The organism is Pseudonocardia ammonioxydans (genome assembly GCF_900115005.1).
Lineage (GTDB): Bacteria > Actinomycetota > Actinomycetes > Mycobacteriales > Pseudonocardiaceae > Pseudonocardia > Pseudonocardia ammonioxydans.
The window spans coordinates 367,690-394,161 of the sequence record NZ_FOUY01000002.1 but is presented as its reverse complement, the minus strand read 5'-3'; the positions used below and the strand labels follow the sequence as shown (position 1 = coordinate 394,161).

Below are 26,472 nucleotides of genomic sequence, written 5' to 3'. Positions count from 1 at the left end.
GGCCAGCAACAGCTCATGCAGCGCCGGCCACACTCCGGCTTCGGTCCAGTCCCGCATCCGCCGCCAGCACGTCACCCCCGAGACGCCGAACGCGGCGGTCGGGAGCTGGCTCCAGCTGATCCCGTTGCGCAGCACGTACATGATCCCGCGCAGCGCAGTCCGGTCGTCGACCGGCCTGCGCCCGGGGAACCGGTACCGGCGCGGTGGACGAACTGGAAGCAGCGGCTCCACGCGCTCCCACAACGAGTCAGGAACAAGATCGGCAGCCATGTCGAGCGACTCTGCCGCAGCCCAGCGAGTGTCTACAGCAGACACGCCGAGCTCATTCTGAAACTATCTCTAAGCAGCGCCAACGCGCGGAACGCGCTCCTGATGGCCGCCGCATCAGGCACGACGTCCGTGACGGGATCCGGCATGGCCTGCAGGCCGATGCTCGGCTCCTGGACCGGCTCAGGACGCCCGCAGGTCGGGCACTGCCGTTGGGCGAGCCCTCCGCTGTGAACCCGGCGGACGATCGGTCGCCCGAGGATGGTCTCGTTATGGTTCTCCTCGTGGTTGACGGGCTTCGGCATGACGGGCTCCCTCGGTCGGTGGAACCAGCCCGGTGAGCTTTGAAGTTGGTGGGCCGGTAGCGGGGCGCGGTGCGAAGCGCCCGCCCCTGTCCTCCGCGCCCGACTCCGCCCGGCGAGGCTCGCGGTCACGGGCGGCCGCAGGCCGTCGGCGCAGCCGATGCGCAGCACCCTGGACCGTGAGACCGGGCGGAGTAAGCGGCCCACCGGTCAGGGCAGCCCGGCCTACGCCGGTCCGCGGCGGCTCTGCCGCCCTCGCTTTCGAGTTGTCCACAGGCTCACGCCACGAGCCCCACACAGTCGTGAGAACCGCCTACCGTCCTCGCCATGGGCGACACCCACCGCCGGTACCTACCGGGGCTCCTACCGAACAGCCATCCCGCCGCCTCGGCCGAGCTGCGGCTGGCTGAGACGGCCCGCGTGACATCGGCCTTCGCGCGGGGCATGGTCCCCACAGGGTCGCCGGCAGTGCTGTTGCCCGGAGTTCTCCTCGACGACGCGATTCAGCTCATGCGCCATGCGCAGGACGTGCTGGCCTCGGCGGTCCGAGTTGAGCTGGCCGCGGGCACGAGCCGGCGCGCGCTGGCCGACGCCCTCGGGGAGCACGAAGACGCGACGCGCAGTCGGTCGGAGATACTCCTCGACGAAGTTCCGCCTGACATTTCGTCCGACGATCTGGTCGACCGGCTGTTCGATCTTGACGCCTGGGTCCGTCGACACCACGAATACGGGGACCCCAGGCTCACGGCGCACCCCGTGACCGACGCTGTGCTCTGCATGCTCCGCCGGCCGACCAGCGGGATTGACGGCCTTCAGGGCGCCGCTACGAACGTCTTGAGCCGCTCCTTCAGCACCGGGTCCGAGACCTCGAGCGTGAAGTCGTCGAGTTCAGAAGGATCGCGGCCGTCGCGGCGTACTGCCCCCACCAGCAGCTCACGGAGCCCAGGGGCGTCATCGGGATCGGCCTCCGCAGAGAAGTCTGCAATCACGTAGCCACGACGCCGGACGACGAAATCGAGGAGACGGCGCTGCGGTGCAAGCGGCGTCCTCTCGTCAGGCACCGCCGCGGTGTTGACCGCGGGCTCGGTCGGCTGCTCAGGCGCAAGAACAACAGCGCCTCCGCCCGCCCGAGTACGGACCACGCCCCAGGTCTGCAGCAAGTCGAGAGCCTTGTACGCCGTACCGACCCCGACCTCGTGCTCCCGAGCCAGCCTGTTGATCGCCGGAAGATACTCGCCCTCCGAGAGCTCACCCGCCTCGATCCTCCGCAGGATCGCCGCAGCCGTCTTCTCGAACGGCAACCGTGGCGCGGTCCGTGCACGTTCCACCGCCGACACGGACGTCGGCCTTTCCGGTAGCCGGGCGGTGATCCCCGCCGCGGCGCGTTGGTCGGCCTCGGCCAGCCAGGCGGCATAGACCCGCAGCGTCGTGACCCCGCCGCCGCCGTGGCCGAGACGACCTGCGACCGTGCGGATGTCCATGCCGGCGGCGATCAGCTCGGTCGCCGAGTAGTGCCGCAGGCCGTGAAAGTGGGTCTCGAGGCCGAGACGCTTCGCCATCCGGGTGTAGCGCTGCCCGACCGACGACGGCACCAGGGACGCGCTGCTGTCCGCGGACTGAGAGAACACGAAGGACGCACCGGTCAGCTCTCGCCCGAGCTGAGCGGCAGCCTCCTCGGCCCGCGCCTTGTGCTCCGCGAGCACTGCGGTCGTCTCCTCATCGAGGGTGACCCGGCGCTGCTGATGGGTCTTGGTGTCCTTCTCCACCAGGTTCCGACGCCCGTCCGTGGCGATCGCCCGACGGATCTGCACGGTCCGGCCGTCGAGGTCGACGTCGCGCCAGCGCAGCGCACACACCTCGCCACGGCGCGCCCCCGTCGTCATCGTGAACCAGACCAACGCACCCCAGTCCGGATCCGCAGACGCCTCCTCAATCAGCTTCGCCGCCTCGGCAGGCGTCGGTGGCCGCGGATCCGGCGGCTTCGGTGCGGGAACCTCGGCCTGCACCACCGGGCTCGTCGCCACCCACCGCCAGCGCACAGCCCGCTTATACGCGCCGCTGAGGACGTGGTGAACGTGCCGGATCGTCGTGTTCGACAAAGGCTTACAGACATGCGGACGGCAACGCTCGTCGCACTCATGCGGCCGCGGGGTCCGATGATCGACGACCTTGCTGCGGGGCTTGCAATGGACCCGGCAGCGACGGAGCTCGGCATAGAGCGAGTCCAGTTCGTCCGGGCCCAGAGCACCCGCCTTCTTGCTCCCAACGAACGGCCGGACGTGCTTGTCCAGATACCGCGCGTACATCAGGTGTGTAGAGGCGCTCACGTCGATCATCTCGAGGTAGCGATCCAGCAGCTGGTTCACCGTGGCAGAAGTTCGGGGGCTCCGGCGCTCGTCGACCTCGTTCAGCATCCGGGTGCGGGCGGCCTCGGCTAGAATCTCCGCCCGGGGCCCTGCCGGGATGATCTCTGTCAGGTAGTGGCGGCGCCGGGTGACAGCATCGAAGCCTGCATAGACACGCACTCGCAGGCCTCCGCTGGGCAGCGCATCGATCCCTCCGCGGGGCCGCTTCCGGCTGCCCTTCCTGGTCGCCATGACAGCACGATAGGGGCCGTTCGCGTCACGTTTGATGTCACGACACGCCCGCGCTGAGCGGGCCTGACCAACGAACTACCTGGTCGGACGTGGTGGGCGCGGCAGGGATCGAACCTGCGACCGCTCGGGTGTAAACCGAGTGCTCTCCCGCTGAGCTACGCGCCCCGACTCGAACGAGACCGTGACAGTCTCACACGGCCGCGAGCGCGCGCCGCCACCCGTCCTGGTCCCGGGGCTCCCCGGGCTGGTTCACCTCGGCGAACGAGACGATCCCGTCCGGCTGCACGAGGAACGTCCCGCGCAGCGCCATCCCCTTGTCGGCGTTGAAGATCCCGTAGTCCGAGGCCACGGCCCCGTGCGGCCAGAAGTCCGACAGCAACGGGAACGTGAAGCCGGCCGACGACGCCCAGGCGCCCAACGCGAAGGTCGGGTCGCAGGAGATCGCCAGGACCTGCGTCGCGGAGTTCTGGAAGTCCCCGACGGACTCCTGGACAGCGGAGAGCTCGCCCCCGCAGATCCCGGAGAACGCGAACGGGTAGAAGACCAGCAACGCCGAACGCCCCGACCCGAGAACCGACTCCAGCGACACCGGAGAGCGGTTCTGGTCGGGCAGGGCGAACGGCGGTGCCGGTGCTCCGGCGGTGACGCTCAGCGTTTGCCGCCCTTCCCCTGTTTCGGCGGGACGAGCTTGGACCCGACCCAGTCGTCGCCGAGGGTCGCGTTGGACGTCTGGGACAGTCCGGCGGTCGGGGCCGCCTCCGCGATCTCCGACGGTTCGAGGTGACCGTCACGGCCGGTCTTGGGTGTCAGCACCCAGACCACACCGTCGTCGGCCAGTGGGGTGCGGGCGTCGACGAGGGTGTCGACGAGGTCACCGTCGCCGTCGCGGAACCACAGGAGGACGACGTCGATGACCTCCTGGGCGTCCTCGTCGAGCAGTTCCTCACCGATCGTCTCCTCGACGGCCTCTCTGACCTGATCGTCGACGTCGGTGTCGTATCCCAGCTCCTGGACGATCATGCCCGGCTCGATGCCGAGCTTCCCCGCGATGTCGGACGCACCGGCATCAGCCGCGGTCACCACTCGTTCCCCTTTCACGCTGCTCACGCAGACCATCGTCATCGGTTCCGCGCGCGGGCGCCACCCCTGCCGCGAAATCGGATGGGGCATCGGATCACGTGGGCACGACCGGATGCAACTGCCTCGCCCGGGAGCGGCAGCCCACGTTCAGTTACGTACGAGTAGTACCTATCCTCGCCCGCACGCACCGCAAGCCGGGTCCTTCCACGTGGGACGCGAGTTTCGGGCCCGCGCCGGAAGGGGCACGATGGGGGCCATCACGCCCGCTCGACCCCGGTCGGGCGCACCGTGACCACCGCCCCGCCGACCCCGGGGGCGGCCGGGCACGGACGCGGGCGTGCGGAAGCAGGGCCGGGCGATCCCGGCCACCGACGGACCAGGCAGGGAGAACCCTTGACCGCGCAGAGCAGCAGGGCCGGCAGCACCGACAGTGGGGAGCCGCGCCGCGTCAACATCATCCGGGACGGGCTCGCGTCCCACCTCCCGGACATCGACCCGGAGGAGACGGCCGAGTGGCTGGAGTCCTTCGACGCGGTCCTGGACAACGCCGGTCAGCAGCGCGCCCGGTACCTGATGCTGACCATGCTGCAGCGGGCCCGTGAGAAGCGCGTCGGGGTCCCGGCGCTGACCACGACCGACTACGTCAACACCATCGCCACCGAGCGGGAGCCCTGGTTCCCCGGTGACGAGGAGGTCGAGCGCACCTACCGGCGCTGGCTGCGCTGGAACGCGGCGATGACCGTGCACCGCGCCCAGCGGCCGGGCATCGGGGTCGGCGGGCACATCTCGTCCTACGCCTCCTCCGCGACGCTCTACGAGGTCGGCTTCAACCACTTCTTCCGCGGCAAGGACCACCCCGGCGGCGGCGACCAGATCTACATCCAGGGCCACGCCTCCCCCGGCATCTACGCGCGTGCCTACCTCGAGGGCCGGATGTCCGAGGACCGCCTCGACGGGTTCCGCCAGGAGCTCTCCCACGCCGGCCCGGGCGGTGGCCTGCCGTCCTACCCGCACCCGCGCCTCATGCCGGACTTCTGGGAGTTCCCCACGGTCTCCATGGGCATCGGCCCGATGAACGCGATCATGCAGGCCCGGTTCAACCGGTACCTCGACGACCGCGGCATCTCCGACACCTCCCAGCAGCAGGTCTGGGCGTTCCTCGGCGACGGCGAGATGGACGAGCCGGAGTCCCGCGGCATGATCCACGTCGCGGCGAACGAGGGCCTGGACAACCTCAACTTCGTCATCAACTGCAACCTGCAGCGCCTCGACGGCCCGGTCCGCGGCAACGGGAAGATCATCCAGGAGCTGGAGGCCTTCTTCCGGGGCGCCGGCTGGAACGTGATCAAGGTCGTCTGGGGCCGTGAGTGGGACGCCCTGCTGCACGCCGACCGGGACGGCGCGCTGATCAACCTGATGAACACCACGCCGGACGGCGACTACCAGACCTACAAGGCCAACGACGGCGCCTACGTCCGCGACCACTTCTTCGGCCGCGACCCGCGCACCAAGGCCATGGTCGACCCGATGAGCGACGCCGACATCTGGAAGCTCAAGCGCGGCGGGCACGACTACCGCAAGGTGCACGCCGCCTACGCCGCCGCGACCGCGCACCACGGCCAGCCGACCGTCATCCTCGCGAAGACCATCAAGGGGTACGGCCTGGGCACGCACTTCGCGGGCCGCAACGCCACCCACCAGATGAAGAAGCTGACGCTCGACGACCTCAAGCAGTTCCGCGACGAGCAGCGCATCCCGATCCCCGACGCCCAGCTCGAGGCCGACCCGTACCTGCCGCCGTACTACCACCCCGGCGAGGACGACGACGCCATCCAGTACCTCAAGGAGCGCCGCCGCCAGCTGGGCGGGCCGATCCCCTCGCGCCGGTCGGGCTCCAAGGCGCTCGTGCTGCCCGGCGACAAGGTCTACGACATCCTCAAGAAGGGCTCGGGCAAGCAGGAGGTCGCCACGACGATGGCGTTCGTCCGGCTGCTGCGCGAGCTGGTCAAGGACTCCGAGATCGGCGGCCGGTTCGTGCCGATCATCCCGGACGAGGCCCGGACCTTCGGGATCGACTCGATGTTCCCGACCCAGAAGATCTACAACCCGCACGGGCAGAACTACACCTCGGTCGACGCCGAGCTGCTGCTGGCCTACCGCGAGTCCGAGCAGGGCCAGATCCTGCACGAGGGCATCAACGAGGCCGGCTCGGTCGGGTCGTTCACCGCGGCGGGCACGTCGTACGCCACGCACGGCGAGCCGATGATCCCGGTCTACATCTTCTACTCGATGTTCGGCTTCCAGCGGACCGGTGACTTCATCTACGCCGCCGCGGACCAGATGGCCCGCGGGTTCCTGGTCGGCGCCACCGCCGGGCGCACGACGCTGACCGGTGAGGGCCTGCAGCACAACGACGGCCACTCGCTGCTCCTGGCCGCGACCAACCCGGCCGTCGTCGCCTACGACCCGGCGTTCTCCTACGAGGTCGCCCACATCGTCAAGGACGGTCTGCGCCGCATGGTCGGCGAGGACGCCGAGAACGTCATCTACTACCTGACCGTCTACAACGAGCCCTACGTCCAGCCGGCCGAGCCCGACGGCGTCGACACCGACGGGATCCTGCGCGGCATGTACCGCTACGCCGCCGCGCCGGAGGGCAACGGCCCGGTCGTGCGGCTGCTGGCCTCCGGCGTCGCGATGCCGTGGGCGCTGACCGCGCAGACGATGCTGAACGACGAGTGGGACGTCCGGGCCGAGGTCTGGTCGGTGACCTCCTGGGGCGAGCTGCGCCGCGACGGCGTCGAGGCCGAGCGGGCGAACCTGCTCGCGCCGGGCGCCGACCCGGTCGTGCCGTACGTGACGACGACGCTGAGCGGGGGCGACCACGCCGACGCCCCGGTTGTCGCCGTCTCCGACTGGATGCGGGCGGTCCCGGACCAGATCCGCCAGTGGTCCCCCGCCCCGTTCCTGTCCCTGGGCACCGACGGGTTCGGCCTGTCCGACACCCGCCCGGCCGTGCGGCGGCACTTCGCGGTGGACGCCGAGTCCATCGTGGTCGGCGCGCTGTCGGCGCTGGCCAAGCAGGGTCTGGTCAAGTCCGAGACCGCGGCCGAGGCCGCGGCCGGGTACAAGATCGACGACCCGCAGGCGGCCGGTCCGCAGACCAGCGACTCCGGCGTCGCCTGAGCGATCCGCGGCGCCCGACGGCCCGTCACGCCCCGGTTCCGGGGCGCGGCGGGCCGTCGTGTATTTCGCCCCTCCCAGGGCGGCGCAGATCACGATAGGCTCCGGCCGACGGTGATCGCGGGAGATCACATCTCGCGCGACTCGCCGTCGCGACCAGGGCGTGGACCGTGTGCGCCGCTGGCCGGCGGTTCCGGGACGAGGTGTCCCGGGCCGATGAACGAGGGAGCAGGAATGGCAGAGGGCACCGTCAAGTGGTTCAACAGCGAGAAGGGCTACGGCTTCCTCGCTCCCGACGGTGGTGGTGCGGACGTGTTCGTGCACTACTCGGCGATCCAGACGCAGGGCTACAAGACCCTCGACGAGGGTCAGCGCGTGTCGTTCGACATCGAGCAGGGGCAGAAGGGGCCGCAGGCCAGCGGCGTCACACCGCTCGCCTGAGCCGGGCGACGCCCGCGCGGCGACATCCATCCACATCGGTCCTGACGGTCCGGGCACCGCTGCCCGGACCGTGATCGGCGGCGCCCGCCCACCTACTCGAGGCCGAGGGCGCTGTGCATCTCCCAGACGAGGACCTCGGCCCCGGCCGCGCCGGCGGTGACCCGCCGGCCGCCGTCGTCGACGATCCTGGCCGCGTCACCGACGTCCAGGACCGTGCCGGCAGGCACTCCGCCGGCGTGCGCCGTCATACCGGTCTCCAGCCCGGCGGTCCCGCGAGTCACGAACGTGTGCACGAACGGGGCCGCGGGCAGCTCGACGGCGCCTCCCGGTCCTAGCCGCACGACGGTCAGCGCGGCGTGCCGCTGCCGCAGCGGCAGCACCCGCAGGTCCCGGTGCCGCGCCAGCCCGGAGGCCAGCACGACCGGTTCCCCGCCGTCCACCGGTGCCTCGCGCACCGCGTACTCGGGCTCCCCGCCCGGGGCGTCGGGCACCACCCACATCTGCACGAACCGCACCGGCCGCTGCGCCGTGGCGTGCTCGGAGTGCCGCACCCCCGACCCCGCGCCGAGGCGCTGCACCGATCCGGGCCCCACCCGCTCGACCCGGCCGCTGCCCGAGTCGCGGTGCTCGAGCTCGCCGTCGAGCACCCAGGTGAGGATCTCGGTGTCGCGGTGCGGGTGCTCGTCGTACCCCCGGCCCGGCACCACCCGGTCCTCGTTGTGCAGCAGGAGCAGCCCGAAGTGGGTGTTCGCCGGGTCGTAGTGCGCGCCGGCGGAGAAGCTGTGCCGCGAGTCCAGCCAGCCGGTGGCGGTGCGGAACCGCTCGCCGGCCCGGTGCACGGTGACGCCCGGTTCGACGTGCGGGTCTCGGTCTGTGGAGGCGTTCATCGTCGTGTCATGCTGCCCGACGTGCACCGCCACCCGGTCGCGGACGCGACCCTGCGCCGCCTCGAGCTGGCCTCGGCGCGGCTGGCGGCGGAGTGCCTCGCGGAGATGGAACGGCGACGGTCCTGGTTCGCCGCGCTGCCCGCCGACCAGCGGGCCGGGGTCTCGCTGGTGACCCAGACCGGGGTCGCGAACTTCGTGGCCTGGCTGCGCGAGCCGGACCGCACCACGCCGCTGACCGCCGAGGCCTTCCGGATCGCGCCGCGCGACCTGGCCCGGCGGATCAGCCTGCGCCAGACCGTCGAGCTGGTGCGGATCGCGGCGGACGTGTTCGAGGAGCACCTGCCCCCGCTGGCCGCCGACGCCGCGGAGCGCCACCGGCTCACCGAGGCGGTGCTGCGCTTCGGCCGGGAGATCGCGTTCGCGGCCGCCACCGTCTACGCCGGCGCCGCCGAGTCCCGCGGTGCGTGGGACGCCCGGCTGGAGGCCCTGGTCGTGGACGCGGTGCTGCGCGGCGACGTCGACGGGGCGCTGGTGTCCCGCGCCGCGGCACTGGGCTGGGACCCCACCGCCCGGGTGCACTGCCTGGTCGGCAGCGTGCCGGGGACGGGGCCGGACTCGCCGCAGCTGATCGTGGAGCTGCGCCGGCTCGCGGCCCGGCTCGGCTACGAGGTGCTGGTCGGGGTGCAGGGACGACGGCTGGTCGTGCTGCTGCACGTCACCGGCCGGGCACCCCGGCGCCGGGTCGACCGGCTCGCCGACGGTGCCGGCCCCGACGGCACGACGGCGAACGGCACCGCGCGGGGCGACACGGCGCCGGGCGGCACCGGGGACGCCGGCACCACGACACGCGGTCGAACGGCGGTGAGCACGGCCGCGGCGGGTGCCCCGCCGGCGAGCGGTAGCGCGCCGGGCGGGACGGCAGCGGGCGACCGCGGCACACGTGCCACGTCGACGGGCACTGCGCCGCCGAACGGCACCGCCCGCTCGGGCGAGCGGTCCGGCCACGGGGACGGACCTCCGGACCCGGTGCTCGCGGAGATCGCGTCCCGGTTCGGTCCCGGCCCGGTCGTCGCGGGCCCCGCCAGCACCGACCTGGCCGCGACCGGCAGCGCCGTCGCCGAGGCGCTCGCCGGGCTCGCCGCCGCCCCCGGCCATCCCGACGCGCCCCGCCCGGTCGATGCCGCCGACCTGCTGCCCGAGCGCGCGCTGTGCGGTGACCCGGCCGCGCGGCGGCGGCTCGCCGAGGACGTCCTGGCCCCACTGCACGACGCCGGCGGCGAGCTGCTGCGTACCCTGTCGGCGTACCTGGAGGGCGGCGGCAGCCTGGAGGGGTGCGCCCGTGCGCTCTACGTGCACCCGAACACCGTGCGGTACCGGTTGCGGCGCATCGGCGAGCTGGTCGGGCGCTCCCCCACCGACCCGCGGGAGGCGTTCGTGCTGCGTGCGGCGCTCGTCGCCGACCGGGTGGGCCGGGCCCGCACGGGCCTGCCCGCCGACACCCCGCTGACCCCGCTGGACGGCAGCGAGGCCGGCTCCCCCACGGACACCGGCACCGGTCCCGGCACGAGCACCGGGACGAGGGCCGGGAGCCCGGCGGACGACCCGGTCGTACCGGGTGGAGCGGCCCGGTGAACGCTGTGCGAGTTGTCGTGAACCCTACAAAGAAGGTCCGCTACGGGCCGGTAACGAGGGCTCGGTCACACTGCTCCGTTGGAGGAATCCTCCAACTACGGTGGGCCGAAGTTCGTCGTAACCGATATCCCGTCGTCGACCCCGTGAGGTGTGTGATGTCCCGGTGATCGCCCTGCTCGCTCCCGGCCAGGGGGCCCAGACCCCCGGCATGCTCGCTCCGTGGCTGGAGGATCCGGCCGCCGAGAAGGCCGTCACCGGCTGGTCCGAGGCCGTCGGGCTGGACCTGGTCCGGCTGGGCACCACCGCGGACGCCGAGGAGATCACCGACACCGCCGTCACCCAGCCGCTGATCGTCACGCTCGGACTGCTCGCCGCGCGCCGGCTGCGCGACAAGGCGGAGCTGGGAGCGGACACGATCGTCGCCGGGCACTCGATCGGGGAGATCACCGCCTGCGCGATCGCCGGCGTCCTGACCGACGACGCCGCCGTGGCCCTGGCCGGCGTGCGCGGCCGGGAGATGGCCGCCGCCTGCGCCGCCGCCCCGACCTCGATGGCCGCCGTGCTCGGCGGGGACGAAGAGACCGTGCTGGCCCGGCTGGCCGAGCTCGGCCTCGACCCGGCCAACCGCAACGGCGCCGGGCAGATCGTCGCCGCCGGCGCCCAGGAGGCGATCACCGAGCTGGTCGCCACGCCGCCCGAGAAGGCCCGGGTCAAGGAGCTCCCGGTCGCCGGGGCGTTCCACACCGCGCACATGGAACCGGCCCGCGCCGCCCTGGAGACCCACGCCGCGTCGGTCGAGGTCGCCGATCCCGGGCTGACCCTGCTCTCCAACGCCGACGGCGAGGTCGTCACCTCCGGCGCGGACGCGCTGCGCCGCCTGGTCGCCCAGGTGACCCGCCCGGTGCGCTGGGATTCCTGCATGGAGACCCTCGGGGCGCGCGGTGCCGCGGCCTCGCTGGAGCTCCCCCCGGGCGCCACGCTCACCGGCCTGGTCAAGCGCGCCCTGAAGGGCACCCCGACCCTCGCGGTCAAGACCCCCGACCAGCTCGACGCCGCCGTCGAGATCGTCAGCGAACACGGGAGGTGACCCGCATGCGCCTGCCCGACACGACCGCCGGGGCCCGCATCCTGGGCATCGGCAGCATCCAGCCCGACCACGTCGTCACCAACGCCGACCTCGAGAAGCGGGTCGAGACCGACGACGCGTGGATCCGATCGCGGGTCGGCATCGCCGAGCGCCGGATCGCCGACGCCGAGACCTCGCTGCCCGACCTCGCGGTCGAGGCGGGGAAGGCGGCGCTCAAGGACGCCGCGTTCGACCCGGCCGAGCTGGACGCCGTCGTCGTCGCCACCTGCACGATGCCCAACCCGATCCCGAACGCGGCCGCCCAGGTCGCCACCGGTGTCGGCGCCGCGGGCGTGGCGGCCTTCGACGTCAACGCCGCGTGCGCGGGCTTCTGCTACGGCCTCGGTGTCGCCGCGGACATGGTCCGGGCCGGGACGGCACGGCACGTGCTCGTCATCGGCGCGGAGAAGCTCTCCGACTGGATCGACTGGGACGACCGCTCGACCTGCATCATCTTCGCCGACGCGGCAGGCGCCGCCGTCGTCGGACCGGCGGCGACCGGCGACGAGGTCGGAGTCGGCCCGGTCGCGTGGGGCAGCGCCGGCGACCGTGCCGACGCCATCCGCATCCTCGGCGACACGACCAACAAGCTGCACCAGGAGGGCCAGGCGGTGTTCCGCTGGGCGACCACCGCGGTCGCCCCGGTCGCCCTCGACGCCGTCGAACGCGCCGGGCTGACCCCGGCCGACGTCGACGTGCTGATCCCGCACCAGGCCAACCTGCGCATCGTCGAGGCGATCGCCAAGAAGCTGCGCCAGAAGGGCGCGCGGGAGGACATGGTCGTCGCCGACGACATCGTGCACTCCGGCAACACCTCGTCCGCGTCCATCCCGATGGCGCTGGACCACATGCGCGCCGCCGGCCGGGTACGGTCCGGCGACGTGTTGCTGCTCGTAGGCTTCGGCGCGGGACTGTCCTACGCCGGACAGGTCGTCGTCTGCCCGTGACGCAGGGTCGACGACGTCCTGGCACCACACCCTTTCCGAACTCACCTCGCAAGGAGACACCGACCGTGGCTGACAACGCTGAGATCCTGTCCGGGCTGGCCGAGATCGTCGAGGAGGTCGCCGGCATCGACACCGCCGAGGTGACCCGGGAGAAGTCCTTCGTGGACGACCTGGACATCGACTCGCTGTCCATGGTGGAGATCGCCGTGCAGGCCGAGGACAAGTTCGGCGCGAAGATCCCGGACGACCAGCTGGCCGAGCTGAAGACCGTCGGCGACGCCGTCGACTTCATCGCCAAGCACCAGTGATCCGTACCGGCGGGCAGCGCGGAGTTCGCGGAGCGCGGATCGACAGGCAGCGCGGAGCTCGCGGAGCGCGCATCGATACTGTCGGGCCCGCCCATCCGCGTGCCGCCGGGGAGAAGGAGACGTCATGACCGACGGAGTGGTCGTCACCGGTTTCGGGGCCACCACCCCGCTCGGCGGGGACGCCGCCTCCACCTGGGAGGCGCTGCTCGCCGGGAAGTCCGGCGTGGGCACCACGCAGGCGGAGTGGACCGAGAAGTTCGACCTGCCCGTGCACATCTCCGCGCAGCTCGCGGTGAACCCCACCGAGGTGCTGCCGCGGGTGCAGGCCCGCCGGATGGACCGCTGCGAGCAGGTCGCCATGGTCGCCGCCAAGGAGGCCTGGGAACACTCCGGCCTGGGCGCGATCCCGGGTGAGGACGGTGCGGCGGTCGAGGCCGAGCGGCTGGCCGTCGTCCTGGGTGCCGGCATCGGCGGTGCGCCGACGCTGCTCGCGCAGGACGACCTGCTGGAGGAGCACGGCCTGCGCAAGGTCTCCCCGCTCACCGTCCCGATGCTGATGCCCAACGGGCCGGCCGCCATGGTCAGCCTGGAGTACAAGGCCAAGGGCGGGGTGCACTCCCCGGCCTCGGCGTGTGCCACCGGCGCCGAGGCGCTGGCGTGGGCCTGCAAGCTGCTGCGTGACGGCGAGGTCGACGTGGTGCTCGCCGGTGGCGCCGAGTCCTGCATCGTGCCGATCACCGTGGCCGGTTTCGTCCAGGCCCGGACCCTGTCCAGCCGCAACGACGACCCGGAGCGTGCCTCCCGGCCGTTCGACACCGGTCGGGACGGGTTCGTGCTCGGCGAGGGTGCCGGGGTGCTGGTGCTCGAGCGGGAGGAGTTCGCGAAGGCCCGCGGCGCGACGGTCCACGGCCGCCTCGCCGGGGTCGGGCTCACCTCCGACGCCTTCCACATCACCGGTCCCGACCCGGAGGGTGAGGGCCAGGTCCGCGCCATGCGCAAGGCCGTCGAGAACGCCGGTCTGCAGCCGTCCGACGTCACCCACGTCAACTGCCACGCCACCTCCACGGTGGTCGGCGACGTCGGCGAGTCGGTCGCGGTGCGCAAGGCCCTGGGTGATCACCCGGTGCTGACCGCCCCGAAGTCGGCGCTCGGGCACCTGGTCGGCGGGGCCGGTGCGGTCGAGGGCATCATCTCGCTGCTGTCGGTGCGCGACGACGTCATCCCGGCCACGCTCAACCTCGTCGACAAGGACCCCAAGGTCGAGCTCGACGTGGTCGCCGGTGAGCCGCGGAAGACCACGGTGGATGCGGCGCTGAACAACTCGTTCGGCTTCGGCGGGCACAACGCCTCGCTGCTGTTCACCAAACCCTGACAGCGGCAGCGACTACTGCTCCAGCTGACACCGACGGCGGCCCGGGCATCCGGGCCGCCGTCGGCGCATCAGGGCTCTCCTGCTAGCAGGGGGCGCCGAGGATGCTGTCCGCGTCGCCCACCACGATCCGGGGCGGCGACCCGGCCATCTGATAGCTCCCCTGCCAGCAGATCCGGCCGACCTGCAGCCCCGGCGGTCCGTCCTCCGGGTTCTGGACGCTGACGAAGCGCACCAGCGCCAGGACACCGCCTCCGGGTGCGGGGTCGATCCGGTCGATCCGGATCGTGCCGTCGGTGGTGGTACCGACGCCCTCCAGCCACTCCTCGCGCGGCTGCGCCTCGGCCCGTTCCGCACTGACCACCCGCGTCCAGGTCCCGTGGTCGCGGCTGTTCACCGCGTTGAAGTAGAGCTGGATCTGTTCGAGCACCAGCTGCGCCGCCGGATGTCGTGCGGCGCCGGAGCTGATCGTCACGACGCCGTCGCCGGCACCGTTGCGCGGCACCGACGGCGCCGCCGCGCCCGGCGCGACCCCGTCGGTCGCCGTTCCCGACGCCGTCCACGCGATCCCCCCGACCGCGACCAGTGCCACCGCCATCGCGGCCGCGGTCACCGCGGCCCTCCCACTCACCGATGCCCCCCGTACACGGCCCCCAGTGTGCCGGGGTCGGGAGTGGACTAACCGACCCGGTGGGTGAGCAGCGTGACCACGGCACCGTCACCGGCGAAACGGAACGACTCCAGCTCGTCGTCCCACGCCGTGCCGAGCAGCTGGTCCAGCCGCCGGGTCAGGCTGCCGCCGCTCTCGGCCATGACCGCACGCAGCTGGTCCTCGGGCAGCACGACGTCGCCGTTGGCGCTGGTGCGCCCGTGCCACATGCCGAGCCCGGGGACGTGCATGAACCGCTCGCCGTCCACCCCGGGGCTGGGTTCCTCGGTCACCTCGAACCGCAGCATGGACCAGGCACGCAACGCCCCCGCGAGGGCACCGGCGCTGCCGGCCGGCCCGCTCCACGAGCACTCGGCCCGCATCTGCCCGGACGCCACCGGCTGCGCGGACCACTCGAGAGAGACCCGCGTACCGAGGACGCCGGAAATCGCCCACTCGACGTGCGGACAGACCGCAGTCGGCGACGAGTGGACGAACACCACTCCGCGTGTGCTCACTGCCAACCTCCGCTGTCGTCGACGAGGATCGTCTTCCCCTACGTCCTCGGTACGTCAGCGGTGATGCGTGGAGACTCGCGTGACGGATGTGCTGCGCGTGGGTGTCGGGTGACCTCCGTGATCTGTGGGGAACGGGTGACGCCACTCTGCCGTATCGGGGCGCGGGCGGCCACCCCGACACGACCACCGGGTGACTCGCGACCGGCGTGTCGCGACCCGGCGCGCGGGGTCAGGCGGTGTAGGTGGCGACCGCCGCGCCCGTCTCCGGGTCGGTCCGCTCGGTGCGTGTGAGGTCGCCGCGGTCGGCGAGGACGTCCAGGTGCGCACCCGTCTCGAGGACGGCGAGCATCCGGTTGAACATGTCCATGTCGTCGAAGCGATGCTCCCGGCGGGTCCAGCGCAGCACCCGCGCCACCTCCTGGGCGGAGGGGTTCCCGGCGGCGACCGCGTCCCGGCACTGGGCGAGCCGGACGTCGTGGTGGGCCAGCAGCTCGTCGGCCCGCGCGTGCACCCGGCCGCCGATCGGGCCGTGGGCGGGCAGCAGTGCGGCGTCGGGCAGGGCACGGACCAGCCGCAGCGAGTCGAGGAACTGGCCGAGCGGGCTGGCGACCGTGGTGGGCTGCAGCCCGATCGACGGCGTGATCCGCGGCAGGACGTGGTCGCCGGCGAAGAGCAGGCCGTGCGCGTCGTCGTTGAACACGAGGTGACCGCGGGTGTGGCCGGGCGTCTCGACGGCGGTCAGCGTGCGCGTCGCGGCCTGGTCCCCGACCGTGATCGCGGCGCGGTCGGCGAGCCACTCGTCGGGCGCCTCCCACTCCTCCTCGTTCGGCCGCGGCCAGGGGCCGCTGCGCCCGATCTCGGCGACCAGCTCCGCCGCGCCGCAGCGCAGCAGCCGGGTGCGCTCGGGCTCGTACTCCGGCCGGTCCGGGGAGGCGATGAACTCCAGGTTCGGGCGCTCCCCCGCACCGAGCAGGACGCGGGTGCCGTACTCGCGGCGCAGGATCGACGCCAGCGTGTAGTGGTCGCGGTGCGCGTGGGTGATCAGGAACCGGCGGACGTCACCGAACCCGGAGCCGAGCGCGGCGAGCGCCTTCTCCAGCAGGTCGCGGGCCTCGTCGATCGCCCAGCCGGAGTCGATCAGGGTCCAGCCGCCGGCGTCCTCCAGGGCGTAGACGTTCACGGCGCGCAGCCCGTCCTGCGGCAGGGGCAGCGGGATGCGGTAGACGCCGGGGGCACAGCGGAACACGCCCGAGGCGGTCCAGTCGCCGTCCGGGTCGTCCTCGGTCACGGTCGGGGCGATCACCCCGCGGATCCTAGTGCAGTGCTAACGAGTGAACGCGTCCCGGCCGGTCGTCGCGGTGTCGAACATCGCCTCGCCGTAGTGCTCGCGGAAGGTCGCGAGCATGTCGTCGAACGGCAGGTCGTGGAAGGTGCCGCGGTCGTTCTCGTAGGACATGTAGCGGGCACCGGCGCCGTCGTACTCGTGCATCAGCGCGTCGTCGCCGCCGTCGAACGTGATGGGAGCGACACCGAATCGGGCGCAGAGCTCCGCGTTGAACGCCGGTGTGGCCTTCCGCCAGCGGCCGTCGAGCCACAACGCGGTGTACCCGTGCCAGACGAACAGGTCCACCCCGCCCATCCGCTCCCGCAGCCGCGCGGTGTTGAGATGGTTGCGGACGTCGGCGAACCCGAGCCGGGCCGGGATCCCGAGCGCGCGGGCCGCGGCGGTGAGCAGCACCGCCTTGGGCACGCACCAGTTGCCGGAGAGCTCGGCGACCCGGCTAGCACGGTAGGCGTGCGGGTCGGTCACGACGCAGAACGGGTCGTACCAGATCTCGTCGCGGACGGCGTCGAACAGGGCGCTCGCCTGCTCCCGTGGCCCGGTGCGGCCCGCCGTCACGCGGTCGGCGAAGGCCCGGACGGCCGGCGCGTCCGCATCGGTGAACCACCCCGGCTCGAGGTCCTCACCCGTGGGCCCGTCCTGCTCCGCCGGTCGCGACATCGCCGTCCCCTTCCGCACTGCTGTACGACGCCTCGGTGAGGCCTGCACGAGGCCTGCCGGACACCTGCCCGAGGTCTCCTCGACGGAGCGCGCCCGCCACGTCCGCGACCCTACGCGGGTGCCAGATTCTCACCATGCGTGCTCGACAGGTCACCGTGCGTCGAGGGTCGAGAGTGAGTCCACCCGAGGGAGGGACACGTTCGCCCCGGGAGGGTGGCCGGATCCGCGCTACCGTCCCTGCGTTCGGTGATCGCGAGGTCGTTCCGCCACGGCGGGGCGGCACGAGGAGGGGCGCACGCATGGGGGCAGGTATCCCGGAGCAACGGGCCGGGCAGGAGGCGCCGTTCCTCACCGTGGCCGAGGTGGCCGAGCGGATGCGGGTGTCACGGATGACGGTCTATCGCCTCGTGCACTCCGGCGAGCTCCCGGCGGTGCGTTTCGGCCGTTCGTTCCGGGTTCCGCCGGAGTCGGTGGAGGCGTTGATCGAGTCGGCCCGCTACACGGGGGGCTGAGGGGCGCACACCGGCCCGTCGCCGCCGGGCACGGCACGGGCGACGGCTGCACGACGGTGGCGGAACCCGATCATCGTCGGGCAGCATCGTCGCCCGTGAGCTCGCCACGACACGGCGTCCCCGTCCGGGTACGGATCGGGCAACGGCCGGACCACGTCCGCTGGTTCCGGGTGGTGCCCCGCGCCGGCGACTGGGTCAACTTCGCACCACCGGGCATGCCCCGCGACGACTACGAGGTCGGCTGGGTCCTGCACTGGGCGGAGGACCCCGACGACACCGAGACCCCCGAGGTGACGATCGAACTGCAGCTGGTCGAGCCGGGATAGCGCCCGGTGTCAGCGGAACCCGTGGCTGGTGATCGCCGCGGGCCCGCCGGTACGGAGCGCGTCCAGCACCGCCCGTTCGTGCGGGACGGTCGGCTCCGGCAGCACCGCCAGGGGGAACCACCCGAGGCCCGCCGTCTTCCCCGATTCGGCCTCGTGTGGTTCGCCCGACCAGCGCCGGCAGGTGAAGAAGAAGTCGACGCGCTCGTCGATCGGCTCGCCGGTGCTCCGCGTCCGGTGCACCGCGGTGAGCGGGGCGAGGTCGGCCGGGTCGATGGTGACGCCGAGTTCCTCGTGCGCCTCCCGGACGGCCGCGGCGAGCGCGTCCTCCCCCGCCTCGACGTGCCCGGCCGCGGCGGCGGCCCAGTACCCGTCCATGAACCCGGTGTTCGCCCGTAGCTGCAGCAGCACCTCGGTCCGGTCGGCCTCGCCGCGCAGCAGCAGGACGTAGGAGGCGGGCACCACCCGGTAGCGATCGGTCACCATCCGACCCTAACCGTGCCCGCACGGTCCCCGTGGCCGGTTCCGGAACGTGGTGCTGCCCTCAGTGGACGATGCCGAGCCAGCGCCCGGCGCAGCCGTGGCAGGCGCCGTGGGTCGTGTCGGCGCGGTGCACGAGCACGTGGCAGAGGGCGCAGTGCACCAGGCGGCGACGGGCCCGGCGGAGCAACCCGTCCCGGACGGCCGTGACCTGCAGGCCCTGCTCGCTCTCCGGGTCGGTGCAGGCGAGGAGTCCGGGCACCTCGGCAGTGTCGGCCGGGTCGAGGACGGGCCGGTGGCCGTCCCACCGGGGCTCGGGACGGGCCAGCAGCGGGGGACCGTGCGGGGCGAGCCCGAGCATCAGCTGCGCCGGCTCGCCGGCCACGAACCACTCGACGGGGTCCGGGGCGGCCCCGGGCGGGGTCAGCCCGGCCGAGCGCAGGTCGGCGTCGGTCCAGCCGCCGGCCCGCAGTTCGGCGGGGGTCAGCCCGAAGTGCCGCAGCCCGTCCACCGGGAGGTCCAGGGCGCGCAGCTCGGCCGGGGACGGGACGCCGACGTACACCTGCCCGCGGGCGCCGCGCTCCTCCGCCGGGTCCGCGTCCGGCTCGGGCCCGCCGGCGGCCGGGTGCCACGGAGCGCCGACCAGGACCGCGACCACCCGCGGATCGGTGGCCAGCCGCCGCGCCACCTCGCCGGTGCGGTCCTCCACGGTGTCTCCCCTCCACCCGCACTCACCGGCGGCCGTGCAACCCGGTGTGCGGACGACGTGCACCGCGCCCCCACCGGTGATCGAGTCCGGGGGCCGCGACCGGGCACCGGCCCGCGTTCCGGGTGGCCCGGGCAACGCCGTGGGGCGGCGCCGGAACCGGCGCCGCCCCACGGATGGTGCTGTGCGGCCCGCTCAGCTGCAGCCGCTGGTGGAGCCGCACCCCTCGCAGAGGTAGCACGACCCGGCCGGTCGCATCTTCGTCCCGCAGGTCATGCACAGCGGGGCGTCGGCCGCCTTGCCCAGCCGCAGCTCCAGCAGCTCGGTGGAGCTGTGGGCCTCGGCCGGTGCCGGCGTCTCGGCCGGTGCCTCCTGCTTCGTCCCGTCGCCCGCCGGGAGCGAGGACCGGAACTCGTCCATGTCCAGGTTCTCGCTGCCCGACCCGTAGTCGTTCTCGACCTGGGCGGCCCGCTCGTCCGCGGAGAAGATGCCCAGCTGGGCGCGCTTCTCATAGGGCAGGTGGTCCAGCGCGAGCCGGCGGAACAGGTAGTCCAGCACCGACGTGGCGATCCGGACGTCCGGGTCGTCGGTCATGCCGGCCGGCTCGAAGCGCAGGTTGGAGAACTTCGAGACGTAGAACTCGAGCGGGATCCCGTACTGCAGCCCGACCGAGATCGACATCGAGAACGCGTCCATCACGCCGGCCAGGGTCGAGCCCTGCTTGCCCAGCTTGACGAAGATCTCGCCGAGCCCGTCGTCGGGGTAGCTGCCCGCGGTGAGGTAGCCGTCGGCCCCGCCGACGGTGAACGACACGGTCTCGCTCGGGCGCTTCTTCGGCAGCCGCTTGCGGATCGGCCGCTGCTCGACGACGACCTCCGGTTCCGGCTTCGCGTCCCCGGAACCGCCCTTGCCGGCCGACAGCGGCTGGCCGACCTTGCAGTTGTCGCGGTAGATCGCCAGCGCCTTGAGCCCGAGCCGCCAGCCCTCGAGGTAGATCCGCTCGACGTCCTCCACGGTGGCCCGCTCGGGCATGTTCACCGTCTTGGAGATGGCACCGGACAGGAACGGCTGCGCGGCCGCCATCATCCGGACGTGGCCCATCGGCGCGATGGACCGCTCACCCATGGCGCAGTCGAAGACCTCGTAGTGCTCGGGCTTCATGCCCGGTGCGTCGACGACGTGACCGTGCTCGGCCACGTACTCGACGATCGCCTCGGCCTGCTCGGCCTGGTAGCCGAGGTTGTCCAGGGCGCGGCGCACCGACTGGTTGACGATCTGCATGGAGCCGCCGCCGACCAGCTTCTTGAACTTGACCAGCGCCAGGTCCGGCTCGATGCCGGTCGTGTCGCAGTCCATCATCAGGCCGATCGTGCCGGTCGGGGCCAGCACCGACGCCTGGGCGTTGCGCCACCCGTTGGCCGCGCCGATCTCCTGGCACTGCTGCCAGACCTGGGTGGCCAGCGTCTGCACCGGCGCGCTGGCCGGGAAGCTGCGGATCTGGTCGTTCGCCGCGGCGTGCTTGCGGATGACCCGCTGGTGGGCCTCGGCGTTGCGGGCGTACCCCTCGTACGGGCCGACGGTCCCGGCGAGCTCGGCGGAGCGCTTGTACGCGGCACCGGTCATCAGCGAGGTGATGGCACCGGCGAGCGCACGGCCGCCCTCGGAGTCGTAGGCGTGCCCGGTCGCCATGAGCAGCGCGCCCAGGTTGGCGTACCCGATCCCGAGCTGGCGGAACGTGCGGGTGGTCTCGGCGATCGGGTCGGTCGGGAAGTCCGCGAAGCAGATCGAGATGTCCATCGCGGTGATGATCAGCTCGACGGCCCGGGCGAACGTGTCGGCGTCGAACCGGTCGTCGGCGTCGAGGAACTTCAGCAGGTTCAGCGACGCCAGGTTGCAGCTGGAGTTGTCCAGGTGCATGTACTCCGAGCACGGGTTCGACGCGGTGATCCGGCCCGACTCCGGGCAGGTGTGCCAGTCGTTGATCGTGCTGTCGTACTGGACGCCGGGGTCGGCGCAGTTCCACGCCGCCTCGGCGATGCCGTGGAAGAGCTTGCCCGCGTCGATCGAGTCGATGACCTCGCCGGTCGTGCGGGAGCGCAGGCCGAACTCGGTGCCCTCCTCGACGGCGCGCATGAACTCGTCGGACACCCGGACCGAGTTGTTCGCGTTCTGGTACTGCACCGAGGCGATGTCGGAGCCGCCCAGGTCCATGTCGAAACCGGCGTCGCGCAGGACGCGGATCTTGGCCTCCTCCTGGGCCTTGGTCTCGACGAACTCCTCGATGTCGGGGTGGTCGACGTCGAGGACGACCATCTTCGCCGCGCGGCGGGTGGCGCCACCGGACTTGATGGTGCCCGCCGAGGCGTCGGCGCCGCGCATGAACGAGACCGGGCCGGAGGCCGTGCCACCGGAGGACAGCAGCTCGCGCGACGAGCGGATCCGGGAGAGGTTCAGGCCGGCACCGGAGCCGCCCTTGAAGATCAGCCCCTCCTCCCGGTACCAGTTCAGGATCGACTCCATGGTGTCGTCGACCGAGAGGATGAAGCAGGCGCTGACCTGCTGCGGCGACGGCGTGCCGACGTTGAACCAGACCGGCGAGTTGAAGCTGAACACCTGGTGCAGCAGCATCCAGGTCAGCTCGTGGTCGAAGATCTCGGCGTCGGCGTCGGACGCGAAGTAGCCGTGCTCGACACCGGCCCGGCGGTAGGCCCCGACCACCCGCTCGATGAGCTGCTTGAGGCTGGACTCGCGGGCGTCGCTGCCGACCGCGCCCCGGAAGTACTTGCTGGTGACGATGTTGGTGGCGTTCACCGACCAGAACGACGGGAACTCCACGCCGCGCTGCTCGAAGTTGACCGTCCCGTCACGCCAGTTCGTCATGACGACGTCCCGGCGCTCCCAGTCGACCTGGTCGAACGGGTGAACGCCCTCGGTGGTGAAGACGCGCTGCACGGTCAGGCCGCGCCGCTTGGCGCCCGCCTTCCCGCGACCGCGCGCGGCCTTCGCCGGCGCCTCCCCGGTGCCGCCCGTGTCGTTCCCGGCACCTGTCGTCGGGCCCCCGACGGTCTCGGTCATCCACTGCCTCCGCATCCGACGTGTCCTGTCCGCCCGCGCGCTGGGGTACGCGGGCGGCGCGGGACGGTGCTGGCCACCGCCCCGTCTCACTCCGGTCCTGCCGCGCGGCCCCGGCCCCGGTGTGCGCCCCCTGCAGCCACCACACCGCTCCCGGCCGGGAGCCCGCTCAACCGTCCCGGTTGCCGGCCTCGTCGTCGGCTGCTTCCCCGGCAGCCGCCGAACGCAGGTCGGCGATCTCCTTCTCGAAGTCCTCGATGGAGGAGAAGGATCGGTAGACGCTCGCGAACCGCAGGTACGCGACCTCGTCGAGATCGCGCAACGGTCCGAGGATCGCCAGCCCCACCTCGTGGCTGGGGATCTCGGCCGCCCCGCGGGCACGCACCGCCTCCTCGACCCGATGGGCGAGCTGCTGCAGGTCGTCCTCGTCGACCGGCCGGCCCTGGCACGCCCGCCGAACCCCGCCGACCACCTTCAGCCGGCTGAAGGGCTCGCTCACCCCGCTGCGCTTGACCACGGCGAGCACGGTCTCCTCGACCGTGGTGAAGCGCCGGCCACACGAGGTGCAGGACCGGCGACGGCGGGTACAGGTCCCGTCGTCGGCGGTCCGGGAGTCGATCACCCGCGAGTCCGGGTGCCGACAGAACGGGCAGCGCATGGCGGACCCACCCTTCTCCCGTGGCGTACCGGGCACTCGCCCATGATACTCGGATCCCCCAACCTGTGGGAGAACGACATCAATGTAACCCCAACATCTAGGGGTTGGCCATCCCGGGTCCGGCGTGGCGCCGAGCTTCGCCCGATCGGGAAGCAGCCTCGCACACCGGCTGTCGGGGACACCCCGACCCGCGTCGGCACGTCCGGGCGCATCGCCGCTGATCAGGCTGTGCGACGGCCGCGCGGTGACCGCCCGTCGCCGCGGCACGGCCGCGCCGGACGGCCTCCCGGGTCCGCGACACGCCGCACCGGCGCGCCGGATGGCACGCCGCCCCACGCAGGCCGGATGACACGCCGCCCCGCGCGGGCCGCCGGGACCGGCGACACCAGGGAGCCCGAGGGGATCAGCGGCCCGCCGTCCCGGACACGACGGCTCCCGTGCCGACCGGCTCCACCGGGCCGGAGTTCCATCCCGCGGCCGCGTCGCCCAGCAGCCCGAGGACCACCACCGCGGTGGCGGCGCAGGCGACCGTGGCCACCCCGATCAGGAACCGCTCGCCGGCCGAGCGCACCCGCAGCCGCGGGCTCCGGCGACGCGCGGGGGCCACGCAGCGCCGGGTCGCCGGGCGGACCGTGCGCGGCGGCACGATCGCCGGCCCGGTGGAGCCGGGACGCCCCGCAGCGCGCCGGGCGCCACCGACCGCCGGGACGGCCCGCACCACGACGGGCCGCACCGCAGGGAACGGTGCTGCAGGAAGCAGTGCCGCAGGGAACGGTGCCGCCCCGGCCGGGCAGGCCTGCCCGGCCAGGGACCCGATCGAGCGCCTGACCGGGAACCCGATCGAACGCGGTGCCGCACCGGCCACCGGGACCGGACCCGCACCGGCACGCCTCGCGCCCGCCCCGCCCACGTCGGCCCGGGTCACCCCGGCAGAGCGCGCCCCGGCAGAGCGCGCCCCGGCAGAGCGCGCCCCGCCAGAACGCGCCCCGCCACACCGCACGGCACCGGCCGATCGCCGGGGACCGCGGCGCTCCCGGCCGGTTCCCGGCCCCTGCGCCACCTCTCGCACGTCGAGCTCTCGCATGGCTCCTCCTGCTCCTCCAGGACCGCACCGCCGCGTGGCGGGCCGTCGCCGTCGACGCCCGGCCACACCCGGCCGCACGTCCTGCTCGCCCCGACCGGCCCTTCCCCGAGGCCGCTCGAACGGGCGTACGAGCTGTCTAGCACCGGGCACCGACAGGATCCGCGTCGTCGCAGGTCCGGACGGTGGTCGGCGCCCGCGGCGGGTCGGTCCCGCCCGGCGCCGACACCCGGCCCGGCCCGCGTCGGCCGGCCGGCACGTGCACCGGCGCCACCGCGACCCGGGGTCGAATCGATGTTCGATCGAACGCCCGTGCGATGTTGTACCACCACGGGCCCGGCGGAATCCACGACACGCCCGGCACGAACTTCGAACGCATGTTTGGCGTACGGCCGGAATGTGGCTACTGTGGGTGCCGGTACATCCTCGAGGAGGCGAATGCGATGGCAGCGGACGAGTCCGGAGGCGGGGCGCCCACCGGGCGCGGCTCCGCGAAGGTCCGGGAGTTCCCCGAACCCCGGTCCGACACGCGCGGTCTGACCCCACGGCAGCGGAAGGTCCTGACGGTCATCCGCGACTGGGTGGACCGCTACGGCTACCCGCCGAGCGTGCGCGAGATCGGCGACGCGGTGGGGCTGACCTCCACGTCGTCGGTCCACCACCAGCTGCGGACCCTGGAACGCAAGGGGTTCCTGCGCCGGGACCCGAACCGCACCCGCGCGGTGGACGTGCGCAGCCCGGAACAGATCAGCGGTGACGGCGGGGAGGCGGAGGCCGCGGCCCCGTCGGAGACGCCGTCGCCGGCCTTCGTCCCGCTGATCGGCGACATCGCCGCGGGCGGGCCGATCCTCGCCGAGCAGGCCGTGCAGGACGTGTTCCCGCTCCCCCGGGAGATCGTCGGCGAGGGCACGTTGTTCCTGCTGAACGTCAAGGGCGACTCGATGATCAACGCCGCGATCACCGACGGGGACTGGGTGGTCGTCCGGCAGCAGCCGGTGGCCGAGCAGGGCGAGGTCGTCGCGGCGATGATCGACGGCGAGGCCACGGTGAAGACGTTCCGCCGCAAGGACGGACACATCTGGCTGATGCCGGCGAACGACGCCTACGAGCCGATCCCGGGGGACGACGCGTCGATCCTGGGGCGGGTCGTGGCGGTGCTGCGGCGACTCTGAGCGCGGCCCGCGGAGCACCCGCGGCCTCGCCCCGGACACCGGGCGGTCAGCGGCGCCGCCCGTGCAGGATCATCGCGCCGACCCCGGCGAGCAGCAGCAGGCCGAGCCCGCCGGCTCCGGCGACGGCGGGCAGCCACGGCGGGAACGTCGGTGTCGCGGGCACCTCCGCGGGCTGCTCGACGACCGGTGCCGCGGCCGCGGTCGCCGCGGGCAGCGCACCGGGGACCGTACGGATCCCGGCCGGGGAGAGGCCGCGGGCCTCCGACGCGGAGTGCAGCGTCCCGCGGCCGTCCAGCGCCACCGCCTCCCCCTGCGCCTCGTCCGGCAGCGGCACCGGCAGCGGGGCCTCCCGCAACGCCGCCACCAGCGCGTCCGCGGTGACCGGCGCCGCGGGATCACGCAGCGGGAAGATCCAGGCGTCAGTGTAGGTCCGCAACGCGGCGGCGCGGCCGCCGTCGGCTCCGGGTGGGCCGACCGCAGCCCCGGTGACCGTCCGCGAGCCGGTCGCACCGAGGGGACCGCCCGTGGTCGCCGAGTACGGCAGCACCACGTCCGCGACCCGGTCCAGCGGTACCGGTCCGGTGGCTGCGGCGCCCCCGGTGTCGTCGAGCGCGCGGGACGGCCGGTAGACACCGGCGGCACCGGTGTCCTTCTCGACGATCAGTGGGACACCGTCGTCGGCGACGAGCACCGCCTCCGCATCCCGCGGACCGTCCCGGTAGACCAGGTCGTGCACCCGCGGCGGGCCCGCGAACGGCAGCACGACCAGCCGCACCGCAGCGCGGCGGGCCCCGTTGTCACCGGTGTCGGCCAGCCACACCGTGCCGTCGGGTGTCGCGCCCAGGTCCTCGACATCGGTGACCGGGACGGCGGTGTCGCGCACGGCGGTGACCGCACAGGTCGCCGGGTCCAGGGTGAACAGCTGCGCGGTACCGCCGCCGTCGACGACGGCGTGATAGCGCTCGGGCGGGGCTCCGCGGGGCCCCTCGGCGACCAGACCCGATATCTCGGCCACCCACGGGTCGTCCACGGTGCAGGCCGGGACCGGCGGGCCGACGGACGGCCCGGGCCGATCGTCCGAGGTCACGGGCCCGTCCGGCCGGGCGGGAACGCTCGGCCCGGCCGGCGGTACGACGGCGTGTGCCGCGCTCGGCGCCACC

The 26,472-nt window shown here is 73.0% G+C and carries 26 protein-coding genes and 1 tRNA gene; 10 read left to right on the top strand and 17 right to left on the bottom strand.

Translation table 11 applies throughout. The annotated features are described in order from the left end of the window. From BM093_RS04360 to BM093_RS04335, 6 genes are all read right to left on the bottom strand, one after another. Positions 1 to 270, bottom strand: a 270-nt coding sequence (locus tag BM093_RS04360; protein ID WP_143105251.1) for a transposase, incomplete at its 3' end; no start/stop codon positions are given. A 32-nt stretch (positions 271 to 302) separates the two neighbouring features. Further along, on the bottom strand, positions 303 to 572 hold the full coding sequence (locus BM093_RS04355; RefSeq protein ID WP_093337422.1) for a hypothetical protein: 270 nt from the start codon (positions 570 to 572) through the stop codon (positions 303 to 305). 809 nt (positions 573 to 1,381) lie between these two features. After that, a complete protein-coding gene (locus tag BM093_RS04350) occupies positions 1,382 to 3,166 on the bottom strand; it encodes a tyrosine-type recombinase/integrase (protein WP_093337419.1) in 1,785 nt (594 codons plus the stop codon). A 90-nt stretch (positions 3,167 to 3,256) separates the two neighbouring features. Further along, positions 3,257 to 3,331, bottom strand: a tRNA-Val gene (locus BM093_RS04345). Positions 3,332 to 3,356: 25 nt separating this feature from the next. Then, the gene (locus BM093_RS04340; RefSeq protein ID WP_093337415.1) at positions 3,357 to 3,818 is read right to left on the bottom strand and encodes a peroxiredoxin; all 462 of its coding nucleotides are present in this window, start codon (positions 3,816 to 3,818) and stop codon (positions 3,357 to 3,359) included. Beyond that, entirely contained in the window at positions 3,815 to 4,249 is a 435-nt protein-coding gene (locus tag BM093_RS04335) for a DUF3052 domain-containing protein (protein ID WP_093337412.1), read from the bottom strand. The genes BM093_RS04340 and BM093_RS04335 overlap by 4 nt, the downstream gene beginning before the upstream one ends. A gap of 390 nt (positions 4,250 to 4,639) precedes the next feature. Here BM093_RS04335 and aceE point away from each other — a divergent pair, with 390 nt between their 5' ends. Both aceE and BM093_RS04325 read left to right on the top strand, forming a co-directional pair. Further along, positions 4,640 to 7,432, top strand: a complete 2,793-nt coding sequence (gene aceE, locus BM093_RS04330; protein ID WP_093337409.1) for a pyruvate dehydrogenase (acetyl-transferring), homodimeric type — start codon at positions 4,640 to 4,642, stop codon at positions 7,430 to 7,432. A 231-nt stretch (positions 7,433 to 7,663) separates the two neighbouring features. Beyond that, positions 7,664 to 7,870 (top strand): cold-shock protein, encoded by a 207-nt coding sequence (locus tag BM093_RS04325; protein ID WP_093337406.1) that lies wholly within the window; start codon positions 7,664 to 7,666, stop codon positions 7,868 to 7,870. 92 nt (positions 7,871 to 7,962) lie between these two features. Here BM093_RS04325 and BM093_RS04320 read toward each other — a convergent pair whose 3' ends face one another. After that, on the bottom strand, positions 7,963 to 8,757 hold the full coding sequence (locus BM093_RS04320; RefSeq protein WP_093337403.1) for a pirin family protein: 795 nt from the start codon (positions 8,755 to 8,757) through the stop codon (positions 7,963 to 7,965). Positions 8,758 to 8,766: 9 nt separating this feature from the next. On the opposite strand from BM093_RS04320, the gene BM093_RS38120 reads away from it, so the two are divergent. The 5 genes from BM093_RS38120 (at position 8,767) to BM093_RS04295 (ending at position 14,142) form a co-directional block, all read left to right on the top strand. After that, on the top strand, positions 8,767 to 10,389 hold the full coding sequence (locus tag BM093_RS38120) for a helix-turn-helix domain-containing protein (RefSeq protein ID WP_093337400.1): 1,623 nt from the start codon (positions 8,767 to 8,769) through the stop codon (positions 10,387 to 10,389). A gap of 163 nt (positions 10,390 to 10,552) precedes the next feature. Then, positions 10,553 to 11,476 (top strand): ACP S-malonyltransferase, encoded by a 924-nt coding sequence (locus BM093_RS04310; RefSeq protein ID WP_093337396.1) that lies wholly within the window; start codon positions 10,553 to 10,555, stop codon positions 11,474 to 11,476. 5 nt (positions 11,477 to 11,481) lie between these two features. Continuing rightward, entirely contained in the window at positions 11,482 to 12,462 is a 981-nt protein-coding gene (locus BM093_RS04305) for a beta-ketoacyl-ACP synthase III (RefSeq protein ID WP_093337570.1), read from the top strand. Positions 12,463 to 12,527: 65 nt separating this feature from the next. Further along, on the top strand, positions 12,528 to 12,770 hold the full coding sequence (locus tag BM093_RS04300) for an acyl carrier protein (protein WP_093337393.1): 243 nt from the start codon (positions 12,528 to 12,530) through the stop codon (positions 12,768 to 12,770). A gap of 124 nt (positions 12,771 to 12,894) precedes the next feature. Beyond that, a complete protein-coding gene (locus tag BM093_RS04295) occupies positions 12,895 to 14,142 on the top strand; it encodes a beta-ketoacyl-[acyl-carrier-protein] synthase family protein (protein WP_093337390.1) in 1,248 nt (415 codons plus the stop codon). 82 nt (positions 14,143 to 14,224) lie between these two features. On the opposite strand, the gene BM093_RS04290 is transcribed toward BM093_RS04295, so the two are convergent. From BM093_RS04290 to BM093_RS04275, 4 genes are all read right to left on the bottom strand, one after another. Further along, on the bottom strand, positions 14,225 to 14,752 hold the full coding sequence (locus BM093_RS04290; protein WP_093337387.1) for a hypothetical protein: 528 nt from the start codon (positions 14,750 to 14,752) through the stop codon (positions 14,225 to 14,227). 65 nt (positions 14,753 to 14,817) lie between these two features. Beyond that, complete coding sequence (locus BM093_RS04285) at positions 14,818 to 15,306, bottom strand: DUF3145 domain-containing protein (RefSeq protein ID WP_177238249.1); 489 nt, start codon at positions 15,304 to 15,306, stop codon at positions 14,818 to 14,820. A 229-nt stretch (positions 15,307 to 15,535) separates the two neighbouring features. Beyond that, positions 15,536 to 16,609, bottom strand: coding sequence for an MBL fold metallo-hydrolase (locus tag BM093_RS04280; RefSeq protein WP_093337382.1), 1,074 nt, complete (start codon positions 16,607 to 16,609; stop codon positions 15,536 to 15,538). Between the two features lie 21 nt (positions 16,610 to 16,630). Further along, entirely contained in the window at positions 16,631 to 17,308 is a 678-nt protein-coding gene (locus BM093_RS04275; RefSeq protein WP_093337567.1) for a transglutaminase-like domain-containing protein, read from the bottom strand. A gap of 299 nt (positions 17,309 to 17,607) precedes the next feature. On the opposite strand from BM093_RS04275, the gene BM093_RS04270 reads away from it, so the two are divergent. Continuing rightward, positions 17,608 to 17,820, top strand: coding sequence for a helix-turn-helix domain-containing protein (locus BM093_RS04270; RefSeq protein WP_093337380.1), 213 nt, complete (start codon positions 17,608 to 17,610; stop codon positions 17,818 to 17,820). A gap of 95 nt (positions 17,821 to 17,915) precedes the next feature. Further along, complete coding sequence (locus BM093_RS04265) at positions 17,916 to 18,146, top strand: hypothetical protein (protein WP_093337377.1); 231 nt, start codon at positions 17,916 to 17,918, stop codon at positions 18,144 to 18,146. Positions 18,147 to 18,155: 9 nt separating this feature from the next. On the opposite strand, the gene BM093_RS04260 is transcribed toward BM093_RS04265, so the two are convergent. The 5 genes from BM093_RS04260 to BM093_RS04240 form a co-directional block, all read right to left on the bottom strand. Next, a complete protein-coding gene (locus tag BM093_RS04260; RefSeq protein ID WP_245773287.1) occupies positions 18,156 to 18,629 on the bottom strand; it encodes an NUDIX hydrolase in 474 nt (157 codons plus the stop codon). Positions 18,630 to 18,687: 58 nt separating this feature from the next. Then, positions 18,688 to 19,332, bottom strand: a complete 645-nt coding sequence (locus BM093_RS04255; RefSeq protein WP_093337374.1) for a hypothetical protein — start codon at positions 19,330 to 19,332, stop codon at positions 18,688 to 18,690. Between the two features lie 192 nt (positions 19,333 to 19,524). Continuing rightward, on the bottom strand, positions 19,525 to 22,404 hold the full coding sequence (locus tag BM093_RS04250; protein ID WP_093337371.1) for a vitamin B12-dependent ribonucleotide reductase: 2,880 nt from the start codon (positions 22,402 to 22,404) through the stop codon (positions 19,525 to 19,527). 166 nt (positions 22,405 to 22,570) lie between these two features. After that, entirely contained in the window at positions 22,571 to 23,059 is a 489-nt protein-coding gene (gene nrdR, locus BM093_RS04245) for a transcriptional regulator NrdR (protein WP_093337368.1), read from the bottom strand. Positions 23,060 to 23,462: 403 nt separating this feature from the next. Then, positions 23,463 to 23,792 carry a hypothetical protein gene (locus BM093_RS04240; RefSeq protein WP_143105250.1) on the bottom strand — a complete coding sequence of 110 codons (330 nt, stop codon included), beginning with the start codon at positions 23,790 to 23,792 and terminating at the stop codon, positions 23,463 to 23,465. A gap of 791 nt (positions 23,793 to 24,583) precedes the next feature. Here BM093_RS04240 and lexA point away from each other — a divergent pair. Beyond that, positions 24,584 to 25,312, top strand: coding sequence for a transcriptional repressor LexA (gene lexA, locus BM093_RS04235; RefSeq protein WP_093337362.1), 729 nt, complete (start codon positions 24,584 to 24,586; stop codon positions 25,310 to 25,312). Between the two features lie 46 nt (positions 25,313 to 25,358). Here lexA and BM093_RS35745 read toward each other — a convergent pair whose 3' ends face one another. Continuing rightward, positions 25,359 to 26,399 (bottom strand): hypothetical protein, encoded by a 1,041-nt coding sequence (locus tag BM093_RS35745; RefSeq protein ID WP_093337359.1) that lies wholly within the window; start codon positions 26,397 to 26,399, stop codon positions 25,359 to 25,361. Between the last annotated feature and the right edge of the window lie 73 nt (positions 26,400 to 26,472).